18 protein-coding genes are annotated in these 15,795 nt (G+C 37.0%); 5 read left to right on the top strand and 13 right to left on the bottom strand.

Annotation, left to right across the window (positions count from 1 at the left end; translation table 11 throughout):
• Positions 1 to 29: 29 nt before the first annotated feature.
• The 8 genes from AAJG31_RS16410 to AAJG31_RS16375 form a co-directional block, all read right to left on the bottom strand.
• Positions 30 to 710 (bottom strand): ABC transporter ATP-binding protein, encoded by a 681-nt coding sequence (locus tag AAJG31_RS16410; protein ID WP_103118863.1) that lies wholly within the window; start codon positions 708 to 710, stop codon positions 30 to 32.
• On the bottom strand, positions 707 to 1,507 hold the full coding sequence (locus AAJG31_RS16405) for an ABC transporter permease subunit (protein WP_279496392.1): 801 nt from the start codon (positions 1,505 to 1,507) through the stop codon (positions 707 to 709). The genes AAJG31_RS16410 and AAJG31_RS16405 overlap by 4 nt, the downstream gene beginning before the upstream one ends.
• Positions 1,507 to 1,959: a nitrous oxide reductase accessory protein NosL gene (locus AAJG31_RS16400; protein WP_231595734.1), complete on the bottom strand. Its 453-nt coding sequence runs from the start codon at positions 1,957 to 1,959 to the stop codon at positions 1,507 to 1,509. The genes AAJG31_RS16405 and AAJG31_RS16400 overlap by 1 nt, the downstream gene beginning before the upstream one ends.
• On the bottom strand, positions 1,956 to 3,227 hold the full coding sequence (locus AAJG31_RS16395) for a NosD domain-containing protein (RefSeq protein ID WP_279496294.1): 1,272 nt from the start codon (positions 3,225 to 3,227) through the stop codon (positions 1,956 to 1,958). Before AAJG31_RS16395 ends, AAJG31_RS16400 begins: the two co-directional genes overlap by 4 nt.
• 58 nt (positions 3,228 to 3,285) lie before the next feature.
• On the bottom strand, positions 3,286 to 3,909 hold the full coding sequence (locus AAJG31_RS16390) for a hypothetical protein (RefSeq protein WP_279496296.1): 624 nt from the start codon (positions 3,907 to 3,909) through the stop codon (positions 3,286 to 3,288).
• A 205-nt stretch (positions 3,910 to 4,114) separates the two neighbouring features.
• Positions 4,115 to 4,435: a hypothetical protein gene (locus AAJG31_RS16385; RefSeq protein ID WP_048395004.1), complete on the bottom strand. Its 321-nt coding sequence runs from the start codon at positions 4,433 to 4,435 to the stop codon at positions 4,115 to 4,117.
• A gap of 159 nt (positions 4,436 to 4,594) precedes the next feature.
• Positions 4,595 to 5,419, bottom strand: coding sequence for an ammonia-dependent NAD(+) synthetase (nadE, locus tag AAJG31_RS16380; protein WP_048395002.1), 825 nt, complete (start codon positions 5,417 to 5,419; stop codon positions 4,595 to 4,597).
• An 18-nt stretch (positions 5,420 to 5,437) separates the two neighbouring features.
• Positions 5,438 to 6,898: a nicotinate phosphoribosyltransferase gene (locus tag AAJG31_RS16375; protein WP_082148178.1), complete on the bottom strand. Its 1,461-nt coding sequence runs from the start codon at positions 6,896 to 6,898 to the stop codon at positions 5,438 to 5,440.
• A 312-nt stretch (positions 6,899 to 7,210) separates the two neighbouring features.
• Here AAJG31_RS16375 and AAJG31_RS16370 point away from each other — a divergent pair, with 312 nt between their 5' ends.
• Positions 7,211 to 7,552, top strand: a complete 342-nt coding sequence (locus AAJG31_RS16370; protein WP_016995352.1) for a P-II family nitrogen regulator — start codon at positions 7,211 to 7,213, stop codon at positions 7,550 to 7,552.
• 14 nt (positions 7,553 to 7,566) lie between these two features.
• Complete coding sequence (locus AAJG31_RS16365; protein ID WP_279496301.1) at positions 7,567 to 8,865, top strand: ammonium transporter; 1,299 nt, start codon at positions 7,567 to 7,569, stop codon at positions 8,863 to 8,865.
• Between the two features lie 179 nt (positions 8,866 to 9,044).
• Here AAJG31_RS16365 and AAJG31_RS16360 read toward each other — a convergent pair whose 3' ends face one another.
• Positions 9,045 to 9,545, bottom strand: coding sequence for a methylated-DNA--[protein]-cysteine S-methyltransferase (locus AAJG31_RS16360; RefSeq protein WP_279496303.1), 501 nt, complete (start codon positions 9,543 to 9,545; stop codon positions 9,045 to 9,047).
• A 94-nt stretch (positions 9,546 to 9,639) separates the two neighbouring features.
• Here AAJG31_RS16360 and AAJG31_RS16355 point away from each other — a divergent pair, with 94 nt between their 5' ends.
• The 3 genes from AAJG31_RS16355 to AAJG31_RS16345 all read left to right on the top strand — a co-directional run bounded on the left by AAJG31_RS16355 (position 9,640) and on the right by AAJG31_RS16345 (position 12,169).
• The gene (locus AAJG31_RS16355; RefSeq protein ID WP_016995349.1) at positions 9,640 to 10,371 is read left to right on the top strand and encodes a phosphate ABC transporter ATP-binding protein; all 732 of its coding nucleotides are present in this window, start codon (positions 9,640 to 9,642) and stop codon (positions 10,369 to 10,371) included.
• The gene (gene fetB / locus AAJG31_RS16350; RefSeq protein WP_279496304.1) at positions 10,368 to 11,120 is read left to right on the top strand and encodes an iron export ABC transporter permease subunit FetB; all 753 of its coding nucleotides are present in this window, start codon (positions 10,368 to 10,370) and stop codon (positions 11,118 to 11,120) included. The genes AAJG31_RS16355 and fetB overlap by 4 nt, the downstream gene beginning before the upstream one ends.
• 74 nt (positions 11,121 to 11,194) lie before the next feature.
• On the top strand, positions 11,195 to 12,169 hold the full coding sequence (locus tag AAJG31_RS16345; protein ID WP_279496305.1) for a proline dehydrogenase family protein: 975 nt from the start codon (positions 11,195 to 11,197) through the stop codon (positions 12,167 to 12,169).
• 44 nt (positions 12,170 to 12,213) lie between these two features.
• Here AAJG31_RS16345 and AAJG31_RS16340 read toward each other — a convergent pair whose 3' ends face one another.
• From AAJG31_RS16340 to AAJG31_RS16325, 4 genes are all read right to left on the bottom strand, one after another.
• Positions 12,214 to 12,825 carry a response regulator transcription factor gene (locus AAJG31_RS16340; protein WP_048394990.1) on the bottom strand — a complete coding sequence of 204 codons (612 nt, stop codon included), beginning with the start codon at positions 12,823 to 12,825 and terminating at the stop codon, positions 12,214 to 12,216.
• Positions 12,826 to 12,841: 16 nt separating this feature from the next.
• Positions 12,842 to 13,849 (bottom strand): sensor histidine kinase, encoded by a 1,008-nt coding sequence (locus AAJG31_RS16335; protein WP_175400777.1) that lies wholly within the window; start codon positions 13,847 to 13,849, stop codon positions 12,842 to 12,844.
• 271 nt (positions 13,850 to 14,120) lie between these two features.
• Positions 14,121 to 15,152 carry a fatty acid desaturase gene (locus AAJG31_RS16330; protein ID WP_279496308.1) on the bottom strand — a complete coding sequence of 344 codons (1,032 nt, stop codon included), beginning with the start codon at positions 15,150 to 15,152 and terminating at the stop codon, positions 14,121 to 14,123.
• Between the two features lie 109 nt (positions 15,153 to 15,261).
• Positions 15,262 to 15,762, bottom strand: a complete 501-nt coding sequence (locus AAJG31_RS16325) for a GNAT family N-acetyltransferase (RefSeq protein ID WP_112116726.1) — start codon at positions 15,760 to 15,762, stop codon at positions 15,262 to 15,264.
• Positions 15,763 to 15,795: the final 33 nt, after the last annotated feature.

The following is a 15,795-nucleotide window of genomic DNA, read 5'->3' as shown; positions in this document are numbered from 1 at the left end:
ATTATATAACGTCATTAACCATTAGAATGTTACAAATTCAATCTTTTTAACCATATTTCTTCTAAAGATGTAGAATTTTCTTGCAAGAAAATTTCAGATATCGCCCCAGAAATGATAATTTCACCTTCATGTAAAACTAATACATCATCTGCTATTTCTTCAGCAAAAGATAGCAAATGAGTAGAGAAGATAACGGTATTGCCTTTTTTCTTCTCCTCCAACATCATGTTTTTCAACTGTGCTATCCAAAAGGGATCTAGACCATTCGTTGGCTCATCTAAAATTAACAATGACCCGTTACCAAGTAAGCTCTGGGCTAGGTTTAGCCGTTGGAGCATCCCTTTGGAAAAGTGTTTAGCTCTTTGCTTCCGAACATCCCACAAGGAAACACGCTTCAGTACATTCTCTTGCTCATATTTATCTACTTGTTTTAAAGATGCCAACAGCTCTAATATTTCAGCTGCAGTTAGCATAGTTGGAAAGTTTACATCATCAGGCATAAAACGGATTGTTTGTGGTTGATGCCATATTATTTCACCAGATTGCTGTTTCTCTTGACCCGTTAACAAACGAATCAAAGTACTCTTTCCAGCCCCGTTTCCTCCAACCAATGCAAGAATTCGACCAGCTTGCAGCTGAAAGGAGGCTTCTTTTAATCCTCTATCATTTTCATAAACCTTAGCTACATTTTTTCCCTCTAACAGAATCATCGCCGCTCCCCCTCCTTTAACAGCTTCGTAGCAAGCATTAACGGTAGTACAATCCAGAGTATTGTTATTATTCCATACCCCACCTGACCAAGCGGTGATAAGTAAAACCTCGTTACATCATAAAAGGCTGGACCAAGCACACTAGCTTGATTACTAAATATAAAATAGCCGAAGCGCAGCCATTCTACTGGATTAATATGTATCGTTATGATGATGAGCTTTTGTAAAAGATGCCCTGAAACAACTGCACCTATCGCCATTAAAGCATAAGAAATGAGCAATAAAAGAAAGGACCATACTACAAGTGATAATGCAAGTGCAAATAATCTTGTTTTTGCAAATACCCCTAGCAAGATTCCTAAAGACACAAAGATAATAATACATAATAGCGTAAGAATAACTAAAACAATTGGTAACCGTACCCCACCTAGTAACCCACCTACGGTTAATACAAAACCAAATGCCACTACTATTACTAATAAAAACGCAAGTACCGTAGCTACATATTTGCCTGTAATATATTGCTTCCGCTTCATAGGGTATGTTTTTAATAACGATAACCAACCTGATTCTATATCACCAGCTATACTCATACTACCAATGGTGAGGATAAATAGCGGCAGCAGAAATAATAACACACTTAAAAATGATGCAGTTTGACGTGTAAAGCCTTCAATATCTGGTAAAGCCATTTGTTGAATGACGACTATGGCAACGAAAACAAACGTAAACAGAAAGGCTACTAGTTGCATCCATCGACTTCTTAAAATCTGCTTCAACTCTATTTTTACAAACATCACTCATGAATCCCCCAATTCAATGTCAGCAAATCACGATAGGCAAATAGTTGACCTTCTTCTTCATCATTCATCCATTCTTTGGCTTCGTCTTTTGTAGCAAATGCAATAACACCATAGTTCATCGGCGTCCAATAATTTTTGTTGTACACATAAATCGCTTTATAAACGTCAATCCATTCATTCGTTGCTTTATTTTTAATATAGGCTGCTCCCACTTCACCATCGCCATTTAGCTCAATGTAATCCATTAAGCATCCAATATCATCAAAAATCTCATAGTCTCCATTTTTCAAAACAATTTGCCCTGCGTATTCATTATGAACAATACTCATATTACAAACTTCACAAACATCTGTTTCACTATTAATTTCACGTGGAAGGTATGTTTTTTCACCACAGCCTACTAAAATAACGCCACATATAATTACTATCATTATCCATCTAGTCACACTCGTATCCCCCTTTTCCAAAGCCATAAACTTCCCATAAACACGATAAAACCAATCACTAATTGTAAGATATTGAATGAAAACTCTATCTCTTTCATATTGCTCAGTAATTTTGGTTCATTATCTACCAGTAGATTTCGTTCTGTTTTATTAATCTGTTGATCTAGTGACGTCAGGATAACAACGCTTGGTGATGCCACAAAAAATTGATAAACCGGCTGTCTCACCATCCATTGTCCAAAACTTGACACAGCCACATATGGAACATCTCCAAAACCATCACCTGTAACATCTAGCCCTGTATAATCATCATAAAAATTATGAATTAAACGTAACCCCCGATTGTCTGACCTTGCTGTTAATATATTGCCTGTAAACTGATTATCCATAATGATCGAACGCTCATCGACTTTTGTACCTTCTAATGCAGTTTGATTCATCTGAAAGCGATTTTCTTGTATTTGAATCACTGAACTCTTCTGCAACGCTACCCCTACACGATTATGTAGAAAGCTATTTTCTCTTACCATTGCCTCCTGTGTGTCATACATCATAAGTCCATAACTATTGAAGCCATTATGAGCACTAATTGTATTACTACTTATTTCTAAATTAGTAGTCATCATCACCATAAGACCTGTAACATTCTGTAAATATGTATTGAACAACACCTTCACATTACTTGAATACATAAAATGTGTTCCATAACGGCTATTTGTTACCTTGTTTCGCTGTACATCTATTCGCGTCCCTTCTTCAACATATATACCATCCTGGACTTGTTCGATCGTATTTTGATCGATCACGACATCTTCACTTTTAAAAATCGCAATTCCATTTCCTTTTTCAGCAAAGTGAGATTCATTTCCAATGATCCTATTTTCTAAAATTCGAATATGCCTTGATTGTTGAAGATATATACCAACTCGGATATCTTTTAGTTCAATAGCTCTTAGCTCTAAATTATCCGTCTCATTAGCAACAATTCCTTTATTTTTTGCTGTTATCCTTATATTTTCTATAGAAACATTCGATACATGTTCAATTTTTAATACAGGTTCATCATTTTGAGCATAAAGCTCAGTCCCTTTTTGTCCGTACAGTTTGATCGGTTTCTTCACCGTGAAATTCCCTTGGTAACGACCAGCAGGAATATGAATACTATCTCCAGCTTTTGCTTGATCGATAGCATATTGAATATCAAATTCTGCATACGCCGTTTGACTTGTCATGAGAAAAAATAAAAAGAACAACATGATTTGCTTCATCACTTTCCACCTCCTCATTCAGCAAGAAAAGACTAGAGGATTTCCCCTAGTCTATGATTTAATGACCGTGCCCTTCTTGATTCATCTCATTCGAATGCATAGAACCGGATGCATCTTTTTCATCCTCAGCCTTTTTTTGCATCATTTTCTTACGTCTCTCCAATGCATCATCTTTAATTTTTTGTAGTTCCTCCACATAAGCTTTCGAATTTTCTTGCATATATTTATCTGCTTCAGCCTTGTCCACGAAATAAATATAGCCCCAGTTCATCGGAGATTTCAGCTCTGTTTTTATAATTGTTACATCTTCAATCTTTGCCCAATCTTTCGACACAAAATCACGTACAAATTTTTCGTTTTTTTCTTCATTAGCAACCTCTGCATTTAATAAACAGCCAATATCGTCATAAAAAGCGATTGTTCCATCTTCTTTTATTGCCTGTGCTGAAAATACACCCATATCATGGTCTTTCATATAAACTTTCATATTACACATTTCACAAGTTGTCTCTTCTTCTGGCTCTTGTAACCGTGTATCTACTAATGAAGCAACTTGCACGGTTTCTGATTCATTTTTCGTAACTTCGTGCTCAATTTCCGTTTCTTCTACCTGTTTTTTTTCGCTACCACAAGCTGCAAGTACAAATAATAATATTAGTGCAGGTAACCATAATTTTTTCACAACTTTATCCTCCAAGTTTAGTTTTTTGTTGCCACCTCCTACATTACAGATTAGTTGTGAAATTAGTTAAAAATCGCTGTGAAGAAATGGAAAAATTACCTTGAACATTCCATGAACATCTTCACTTCAAATATTTTGAATTTAGTACTTTCATTTACTTCCCCTCAAAAATAAAAACTCTCCACACTGATGTGGAGAGTTTGGCTTATATGGAAGAACGGTAACTATTGAGACGCTTCTTTTGTTTGTTTAAACGACTGAGCTTTAATGCCGTCTCATTTAATTCACGGCGAATTTCCAAATCACTAGCGCTATCTATATGGATAGGTGTAATCGGTTGCTGCTGTTGTGAATTAACAGAAATAGTTGTTGAATTGTACGTCTTCTCTTTATTTTTTTGTAATCTATTCCGAAATTGCTTTTGTGGATTTTGCCCAAAGTTATGGCTGAGATCACCAGCATGTAAATACTGTTGTTCCTGCCGAAAAACACTACTTGTCGTTGCACTCACTCTAGAAGTCCTCATAAAAAGTTACCCTCCCCTACATTTTATTATCCTTATAGGTAATTATATCGACATTATATGCCGACAATTAACAACATAGAACCATAATACATAAAAAAAGAGCGAAAAGAGCTATTTTTAAAAGTGAAACCACTTTCTTTATAACCCTTTTCGCTCATCTTACTTCCAAAAATCATCAAATATTGTAATTGGCATATGACGTTTATGTTGGGAACGCAAATAATACCCTTCTAATCTTTGGCGAGGTTCTTCTGGAATTTCTTTCCCCTCTAAATAATCATCTATTTGATCATACGACACACCTAGCGCCACTTCGTCTGGCAATGAGGGACGATCTTCTTCTAAGTCTGCTGTAGGCACCTTTTTATAAAGATGCTCAGGGCATTGAAGTTCTGCTAACAATTGCTTTCCTTGTCGTTTATTTAAACGAAAGATTGGCATTAAGTCTGCTCCACCATCCCCGAACTTTGTATAGAAGCCTGTAATAGCTTCCGCAGCATGATCTGTTCCTAATACAACCGCTCCATTCATTGCAGCAATTGAATATTGGACCTTCATACGCTCACGAGCCTTTTCATTCCCTTTCACAAAGTCATTCAGCTCAACCCCCGCATTTGTTAGAGCTCTCACACTAGCATCCACTGCGTCTTTTATATTTACTGTATAAACCTTCGTTGGCTTTATATAATCAATGGCATCTTGGCAATCCTGTTCATCAGCTTGTACGCCATATGGTAATCGTACAGCGAAAAACGAATACTTCATTTCTCCCTCTTCTGCATTTAATTCATCAATAGCCAACTGCGCTAGTTTTCCTGTTAATGTTGAATCTTGACCACCAGAAATACCAAGAACAAAACCTTTTACAAAACTATAGCGTTTTGCATATTCCTTTAAAAAATCAATTGATTTACGTATTTCCCTCTGTACATCAATGTTAGGCAGTACGCGTAATTCCTCAATAATTTGTTGCTGTAAAGTCATTGCACCCGTCACTCCTTTTTACATTCGTTTAACCATCGCATGCACTTCTTCAATATTACGCATCTTATTATCCCAGCATTTTTGACTGAGATCGACCGGATATTCTTCAGGATTCATCGCACGCTTATATTCATCCCACAACAGCTCTAAATTCTCCGCCGCGTAATCACGCATTTCCTCTAATGTAGGGTTTTGATAATTGATCGCTCCATTTTTAATAACATGCTGATGTAAATTTTTTGCTTCAAAATTTGTGACAAACTTTGAGACAAACGTATGAATCGGATGGAACATTTTGATACGTTCCTCAGCTTGAGGATTTTCATCGTGCATTGTGATGTAGTCTCCTTCTGCCTTTCCATTCTTTTTATCGATAATACGATAGACATTTTTCAAGCCTGGCGTTGATACCTTTTCCGCATTAGCTGAGATTTTTATTGTATCTTCAAGTTGCCCTTCGCTATTCTCGATAGCCACCATTTTATATACTGCACCTAACGCAGGCTGGTCGTAAGCTGTAATAAGCTTTGTACCAATTCCCCAAACATCCACTTTTGCTCCTTGAGCTTTTAAATTTAAGATGGTGTATTCATCTAAATCGTTTGAGACAATGATTTTGGCATCATGGAAGCCTGCAGCATCCAACATACGACGAGCTTCTTTTGATAAGAAAGCAATATCGCCGCTATCTAAGCGTATGCCAATAAAGTTAATTTTGTCTCCTAGCTCTTTAGCTACTTTAATTGCAGTTGGCACCCCTGATTTCAATGTATTATAAGTATCTACCAAAAACACACAATCGCGATGACGTTTTGCATAAGCATGGAATGCATCGTAATCATTTTTATAAGCTTGTACTAATGCATGGGCATGTGTACCAGAGACAGGAATTTTAAAAAGTTTACCTGCTCGAACATTACTTGTGGAAGCAAAACCACCGATAAACGCGGCACGTGTTCCCCAAATAGCAGCATCCATCTCTTGTGCACGCCTTGTACCAAATTCCATCGCCACTTCATTTTTAATAATTTGCTTGATACGGCTAGCCTTTGTAGCAATTAATGTTTGATAGTTAACAATATTAAGTAAGGCTGTTTCAATTAGCTGCGCCTCTACTAATGGAGCTTCAATTCGGACGATTGGTTCATTAGCGAAAACCAGTTCCCCTTCTACCATGGAATACATTTCTCCAGTAAATCGGATGTTCTTTAAATACTGGATAAAGTCATCTTTATAACCTACTTCATCACGTAAATACGCAATATCCGATTCACTAAAATGAAAATCACGTAGATAATCAAGCATTCGCTCTAACCCAGCAAATATGGCATAGCCATTACCAAAAGGTAATTTTCTAAAATACAATTCAAAAACCGCTTTTTTATTATGTATGCCATCCGCCCAGTAGGATTCTGCCATATTGATTTGATATAAGTCTGTGTGTAGCGCTAAGCTATCATCTGCATAGTTCGATCTCAAAAGAAACCCCTTCTTCCGCTTTGATAATTAGTCCTAGTATACACTATATACCCAAATTCTTGCGTATTACATTCCCTCTTGTAGATGTTAGGTTTTCTAACATAAATAGTCAGAAAATTTAGAACCGTACACATTTTAGACACAAATTTTAGTACCGCTTTCATTCCCTTTATAAAAACCTTTTTTCTAAAATACTTCGAGACTAGAAATATTCTATGTAAACTAACCTTACATAGAATTCAAAAAAACAATTGCACTGTTTTTAATACCGTTTTAACATGTAAATTAAATTTACGCAAGGAGCTGGTACTCATGAAAAAAATTGAAGCAATCATTCGTCCTGAAGTTTTTGGAGCTGTTCGGGATGGTCTTGCACAGGAAGGAATTGCAGGGTTAAGCGTTTCTGAAATCGCTGGTTGTGGTCGTCAGCTAGGTCGAACAGGACTCTTCCGCGGCAATACGTATGAAATTGAATTTTTACCTAAATTAAAATTAGAAATGATTGTAGACGATGGCAAAGTTGATGCCATTGTAGAGATTTTATTGCGTGAAGCAGCAACCGGTAAAGTTGGGGACGGGAAGATTTTCATTTATCCAGTAGAACAAGCAATTCGTATCCGAACAAAAGAAGTCGGATCGATTGCAGTAGAATAAAGGGGGCGATATAGATGGATGAGGTACTATTATCTGTTAATTTAATTTGGGTGATGCTTGGCACTATTTTAGTATTCTTTATGCATGCAGGTTTTGCTATGGTTGAGGCTGGATTTACCCGCTCAAAAAATGCAGTCAATATCATCATGAAGAATTTTCTTACCATTTCTCTTGGTGGGATCGTCTATTTTTTATGTGGCTATGCCATTATGTTCGGAGACTCAGTAGGTGGCATTTTCGGCACAAGTGGCTTTGCTTTAAAAGGAGTAGATGATCTTTCTTTCTTTATCTTCCAAACGATGTTTGCTGCAACTGGTGCAACTATTTTATCGGGGGCTGTTGCAGAACGTACTAATATTTTCGCTTATGTTGGAGTTATTATACTTATGTCTTTAGTTGTTTATCCTGTAGTAGGCCACTGGGTTTGGAGTGGTCAAGGTTGGTTAACAGATTTAGGTTTTGTTGATTTTGCTGGCTCGACAGTTGTCCACTTAACAGGGGCTGTTGCAGCATTTGTCGCAGCAGTTATGGTTGGACCTCGACTAGGCAAATATGAAAATGGTCGAGTAAATGTTATTACAGGACACAGCATTCCATTAGGTGCATTAGGCGTATTTTTACTTTGGTTTGGTTGGTTCGGCTTCAATGGCGCTTCTACATTAGCTGCTGATCCAGAGCTAGTTCCTAGTGTTATTGCTAATACGTTTTTTGCAGCTGCAGCTGGTGTCGTTGCCACTGCTTTCTATACAAAATTTCGATACGGACATATCGATGGCTCTCTTACATTAAATGGTGCATTAGCTGGGCTTGTAGGGATTACTGCTGGTGCAGCGAATGTCAGCATTTTTGGCTCACTTATCATTGGTTTAATTGCTGCCCCTTTACTTGTGGAAGGTGTACGCTTCCTAGAGTGGAAGCTAAAAGTTGATGATCCTGTTGGAGCAATTGCTGTTCATGGTATTTGTGGTATTTGGGGAACACTGGCAGTTGGCCTATTTGATATTGGTGGGCAAGGCTTATTTTATGGTGGGGGTTTTGGTCTATTAAGTATTCAAGCAATCGGCGTTATTGCAACTATTGCTTGGGTTAGTGTATCTGTAGCTGCAGGTTTATTGATCATCAAAGCATTTGTCCCATTACGAGTAACAGCTGAAGAAGAAATTGCTGGATTAGATGTAATGGAACACGGAACGCCTGCCTACGAATACCAAGATATTTTCAAAAGCTCCGCTGTACGAGGCGAAACCTTCGCTCATCGTTTAACACATTTCGGTAAAACGCAGAACAATGTTCAAGAAGAACAACATGTATAGCTAGTTCATCTGCTCCTTTATCTCTGGATAATGGGGCAGATTTCTTTTGGTGCACTCCTACATGTGAAACTGTTCGTTTACAGAGAAAGAAGGTTACTTTGTTTGAAGTGATCCAATCCATAGAAAAAGCGCTCTTTCCATTATTTCGCAAGAGACTAACATTTACCGCTTCACTCGTTCTATTCCTTCTCTAACTCAAGTAAAAATTGTTTCATAGCTAAGCCGCTTCTGAAGCCTGTTAATTGACCATTTTTGCCAATAACCCGATGACATGGAATAATTGCCAGGATTGGGTTTGCTCCAATAGCAGTCCCCACCGCTCGAACCGCTTTGGGATTACCAATGCGTTGAGCAATATTTCCATAAGTTGTTGTTGTACCATAGGGTAATTCTTTTAATGCATCCCACACTGCTAATTGAAATGCTGTCCCTTTCACATGGATTGGAAGATTAAATTCAATAAGTTCCTTCTTAAAATAGGCTGTTAACTGCTCTTTATATGGGAGCAACTTTTCTGAATTCTCTTCAAAACAATATCCTTTAAATGGTTTTATAGCCCACTCCTTTACTTCATCGAATGGTGCATTTGGTGTACCTATATAAACAAGTCCTTTGTCTGAAGCCACAACATACATATCGCCTTGTTCATATGTTAATGTATCGAAATACAATATTTCCATTCCCAAATCCCCTTCTTTCTTTTATTTCAACACCATCTTCCAGTCATTTCATGCTACAGTTATTTTACTGACTAAAGTAAAGGAGTTTCAATAGATGAATATGTTATATGAACCTGCCATTCACTTTCAACAAGTTCATTTTTCAGTAAATGACAAAATGATATTAAAGTCAATTACTGGGTCATTTCCGAAAGGGCAAATCACCACTCTCGTTGGCCCCTCTGGCGCTGGTAAAACAACATTACTTAAATTATGTAATGGCCTTCTCTCACCATCAAATGGGCATATACTCGTCGATAATCAACCTATTTCTACATATGATCCAACAGCTTTAAGAAGGCATGTTGGTATTGCTTTACAGGCAGCTCCTATGATAGCAGGTACAGTGTTAGAGAATCTTGCACTTCCCCGTACACTGCAAGGACAAAAACTTTTGCAGCAGGAGGCTATTCAATATTTAGAGGACGTTGGGTTAAACGAAAGCTTCCTGCATCAATCTACAAATGATCTATCAGGCGGACAACGTCAAAAGGTATCCATCGCTCGAACACTTATCAATAAATCCTCTATTTTATTATTAGACGAAATAACGTCTGCCTTGGATCGTCAATCCGTACAGGATATTGAAAAATTGATTGTCACCATTAACAAAAAATACAATGTTACCATGATTTGGATTACCCATAATTTGCAACAAGCGCTAACGATTGGTCACTATACATGGGTTATGATGAATGGGGAGCTCGTTGAAACTGGTAAAAGTTCATTACTCGATGCACCAACAAATCCACGTGTTGCCGAGTTTGTACAGGGGGTAAACAAATGACATATACAGCCTTATCCCTGACATTAATTTTTGTTTGTATCCCTTTACTATTATCCAAAATATTAAAATTAGACCTTGAAAAAGATACGCTTATTGCAACATTACGCTCCATCATTCAATTGCTTGCTGTCGGCTATATATTAAAATTTGTGTTTGATGCAAATAGTTATAGCTATATTTTACTGATGGTAGCACTAATGATTATCGTAGCCACGTTAAATGCACGAAAAAAAGGAGCAGGTATTAAAGGAATCACCTGGAAGATAGCACTGACTCTTGTCATGATAGAAATAATTACACAAGGTGTTTTGCTAGGCTTTCATATTGTTCCAGCAACCGCTCAGTATATCATTCCCATTAGCGGGATGCTAATTGGTAATTCCATGGTGCTATCCATTTTATTCTTAAATCGTTTTACAGCTGAAATTATTAACCATAAGTATCAAATGGAACTAATACTATCCCTGGGTGGCACACCAAAACAGGCTATTCATCGCCAATTAATTAATGCCATAAAAGCTAGTATGATTCCTACGATTGAGAGTCAAAAAACAATCGGGCTAGTACAGTTACCAGGTATGATGAGTGGTCAAATTATTGGGGGAGCCGACCCTATTCATGCAGTCCAATTTCAACTTTTAATTATCTTTGCTCTCTTAACTACTGCAACATTATCCAGCGTTATGATTGGCTTTTTAAGTTATCCTGCACTATTTAATGAACGTATGCAATTACTCGAAATGAAATAATTGTTAGGCTGAATATAATATAGTTTAAAAAATTTATGTTATACTAAAAAGAAAATGCAGTTAGGAGAATGACCATGTTATTACGCGATTTTTTCATCCACTTATCTGAGAACCAACTATTAAATAGTGCTGCAAAGAAATATGGCCTAAAATTAGGAGCACAAAGTGTAGTAGCTGGTACAAATATCGAAGAAACAATTGCAAGCATCAAAGAACTAAATGCACATAATATTTCTTGTACAGTAGATAACCTAGGTGAATTTGTTTCAAGTAAAGAAGAAGCGACTGCTGCTAAAGAAAAAATCCTTACTGTGATCGAAGCTATTCACGAAAATGGTGTAGCGGCACATATTTCATTAAAGCCATCTCAATTAGGCTTAGATATTGATGTTGATTTTTGTTATGACAATCTGTATGAGATTGTAGAAAAAGCCGCTTCATACGATATCTTTGTTAACTTTGATATGGAAGACTATGGACGTCTACAAACTTCCTTCGATATGGTGGAAGAATTATCGAAAACATTTAATAATGTTGGTACAGTCATCCAATCATACTTTTACCGTGCAAAAGATGATATTGAAAAATTTAAGAACTACCGTTTACGTATCGTAAAAGGTGCTTATAAAGAGCCAGTTGAAGTAGCCTATCAAGACAAATTAGATATTGATTTAAACTTTATTGAGTTGATTGAATATCACCTACTAAATGGTAAATTTACATCAATCGCAACTCACGATCACAATATTATTGCGCACGTAAAACGCTTTGTAGCTGATCATAATATTCCGCTTGATAAATTTGAATTCCAAATGCTATATGGTTTCCGTACAGATATGCAAAAAGAACTTGCAAAAGAGGGCTATAACTTCTGTGTGTACGTTCCATTCGGTGAAGATTGGTACGGCTATTTCATGCGCCGTTTAGCTGAGCGTCCTCAAAACCTTAATCTTGTCACAAAACAAGTATTTACGAAAAAAACGAATACTTTTCTTGCAGTAGCAGCAGGTGCATTCGTTCTTGGCCGTTTAACTAAACGTAATAAGTAAAAAAAAGAGAACCTTTTTGCTTATGATGCAAAAAGGTTCTCATTTTATTTATTCCATCCTTTTTCTTTAAAGCGTGCAATGGCCTCAATTCGATTGCCGACGTTTAGTTTTTCTAAAATCGTCGAAATATAGTTACGAACTGTGCCAGCAGACAAAAACAGCTCAGCAGCAATTTCCTTTGTCGTCTTGCCCTCTGCTACAAGTGTCAGAACTTGACTCTCTCGCTCCGTTAAAGGATTTTCACTATCATCTTCATAGACAAAATCAACGAGCTCTGGCGCATAAATGCGTTTACCGTCCATGATTGTACGGATTGCGCTCACTAACTCCTCTATAGGGCTATCCTTTAATAAATAGCCTCTGACACTCGCTTTTCTAGCACGTTCGAAATAACCAGGTCTAGCAAATGTAGTTAAAATAATGACTTTACAACCTGAGCCAGTGCTATGCATTTCTTCTGCTGCATCTAGTCCCGTTTTCACTGGCATTTCAATATCCATAATACAAATATCAGGCTGATGCTCTTCCACAAGCATCAATGCTTCCTCACCATTTTTTGCTAAGCCAACAACCTCCATATCCTCCTCCATACTAAGTAAAGAGCGAAGCGCGCCTAATAGCATCCCCTGATCTTCAGCAATCACAATTCGTATCATGTCACAATCCTCTTTTCTATATATTCTTCAGATTGTCTTTGACATTCTGATGCGTAATAGCTACTGGGATAGTTACCGTTAATGTGGTGCCCTCAACACTTTCAATTTTGAAGGACCCATTAATAAACTCTAAACGTTCCCGCATTCCTTTCAATCCATTACCAGTTCTCCAGGCTTGTTTTTTCGTAATGCCCTGTCCGTTATCTCGCACTACTAAGTAAACTTCTTTAAAATTTTGATGGAAGGCAATTTCACATTTTGTTGCTCCACTATGTTTGACAACATTATTAACCGCCTCTTTTAAGCACATAGATAAAACATTCTCTACAAGTGGTGGAACTTGCAGTGCGTTTTTATCCCCCTCAAAGACAAACTCCATTTCAGCTGCCTTTAGTATTTGTGAAATACGCATGATCTCATCTTCAAATTTTGCCGTGCGCATATCTGAAACTAATTCCCGAACCTCTTTTAAAGCAATACTAGCCGTCTGGCGTATATCCTTAATCTCAATCAAGGCCTGCTGGGGATTTCGTTCAATCAGCCTAGAAGCTAGATCACTCTTCAAACCAATCATGGACAATTTTTGTCCTAATGTATCATGCAAATCTCGAGCTATTCTTTGTCGTTCTTCAAAAACAATTAACTCAGCAATACGTTCATTGGCTGTTTCTAACTGTCCCTCTAAATTTTCACGTTTATTTTTGGAATAAAGCGTTAGCGGTAAAAGGACAACAGCTAAAATAGTTAATACAACGAAAGGCAACTGCGATAAAAATAGGTTGAGCTCTACAAAGAATCCAGCACCAGTTGAAATAACTGTAAAGCCAATATGTAGACCATACATAATATAAAAGCCGACGGGTCTTCGGATATTCCCAATAAAAAATGCTGTAAAAATGGACAAATAGACATAGCCATACAAGATGGTCATAATAATGTTTATGACCATTTCAAAGCTAATCCACATATAAACTAAACCGCTTTTCGAATTCATGGCAAATCGATAGAAGATAAAATAGAGCATTAAAAATGTAATGCCTATCGATATTTCGATATAAGATGATTTCCTAAAAATGAAGAAAAACGGTAGGAAACAAAAAATTATCCACAAATATACACTGAGCATCGGACTATTCGGAATAATACTATGCCATTTCCTCAACATAATCTCACGCTCTTTCCTACTTTTCCCTTATTATAACAAGAAAATTAAATTTATGCCTGTACATGCTTTGACCCATATTCTTCTCTTTACATAAAACAGCCATCTCTCTTGCAGAGATGGCTGTTATCAACTAAGCGGCAATACTGCCTCTTTCTTTACGTTTTATAATTTCATTTACTTCTTTAAACGTTACAAATTTACCTTGATCTTCATCATATAACTTGTAACGTAGTGATTCTAAACTCGTACGTAAAGTAATCGTTGTTGCCATGTGTAATGGCGGTGTCTCATTGTGTGCCTTTTCAAGATTATAATTAGGTACACGAGGAGCTAAGTGATGAACATGATGGAAACCAATATTCCCTGTTACCCATTGTAAAAGTTTTGGCAATTTATAATAGGAGCTTCCTTCAACTGCGGCTTTCACATAATCCCACTCTGAATCGTGTTCAAAATAAGAATCTTCATACGTGTGCTGGATATAAAATAACCAAATTCCTAAAGAACCTGCAATAAATAAAGTAACGCCTTGCACTAATAAAAACGCTTGCAAGCCCATGAAGAAAATTAAAGCGGCACAAATTCCCACAATGACAATATTCGTTAAAATTGTATTGAGACGTTCCTTCTTCTTCGCATCCTTACGATTAAAACGATTTAAGACAAGAACCATATAAAGTGGGCCTAATCCAAACATCACAAATGGATTACGATAGAAGCGGTACCATAGACGTTGCCCTTTTGAGGCTTGCATATATTCTTCAACTGTCATCATATCAATATCACCGATACCACGCTTGTCTAAGTTTGAGCTTGTTGCATGGTGAATTGTATGTTCACGTTTCCATTTTTCATAAGGGAATGATGTTAGCACCCCAGTAAAAAATCCAACCCAGTCGTTTGCCTTTTTACTTTTGAAAAATGAGCCGTGTGTACAATCATGAAAAATAATAAAAGTTCGTACGACAAAACCTGCTGAAATAGCACTTAAGCCGACTGTTAGCCAAGGTGATACATCCACTAACAAGTAACCAGCCACCCATAATGCAATTAACGGTACAATTGTATTTATAATCTGAAAAACACTTTTACGCGTATCTGATTTGGCAAATGGCGCTACATCTTGGCGTAACTTTTTTGTTTTTTCTTTAATAGTTGCCATCTTTTACTCCCTCGTTTCTTTTTTTCTTATGACCTCATCATAAAACAAGAATACAAGTCAGTAACAGACGCAAACATCACAAAAAGGATATGACATTTGTCATATCCTTTTATGATTTCGGTCCAGTCAAATGAAGTTGATAGAACACAAGGTCTAGCCATTGTTCAAATTTATAGCCTGCATTTTTAATGGTTCCTGCATATTCAAAGCCTAATTTTTCATGTGCTTTAATACTACCAATGTTTTCTCCATCAATACCAGCAACAAGCGTTTTGACACCATTTTCTTCAGCGATCGCTATCAGCTTGTTCATGAGCTTTGTCGCAATCCCTTTTTGATAATGTTCTTTATGCACATAGACAGAGTGCTCCATTGTATATTTATAGCCTGGGTAAGGACGGAATTGACTATAGGTAGCAAAACCAGCGACAAGCCCATTATCCTCAAATACAAGTAAAGGATTATCTAATGCTTGTTGCTCCCTAAACCACTGTACTTTTTCATCTAAAGTTTGTATGTCGTATCGATAGACAGCCTTGCTTGTTAAAATAATATCATTATAGATAGCCAAAACCTCGGGAATATCTCTTTCTTCCATGAATCGTATCATTCTGCTCACTTCCCTTAACCAAATGTTTTCTTC

It is taken from the genome of Lysinibacillus sp. BS3, assembly GCF_039614735.1.
Lineage (GTDB): Bacteria > Bacillota > Bacilli > Bacillales_A > Planococcaceae > Lysinibacillus > Lysinibacillus capsici.
Note: the sequence above shows the minus strand (reverse complement) of the source record. Positions and strands in the feature narration are given on the sequence as shown.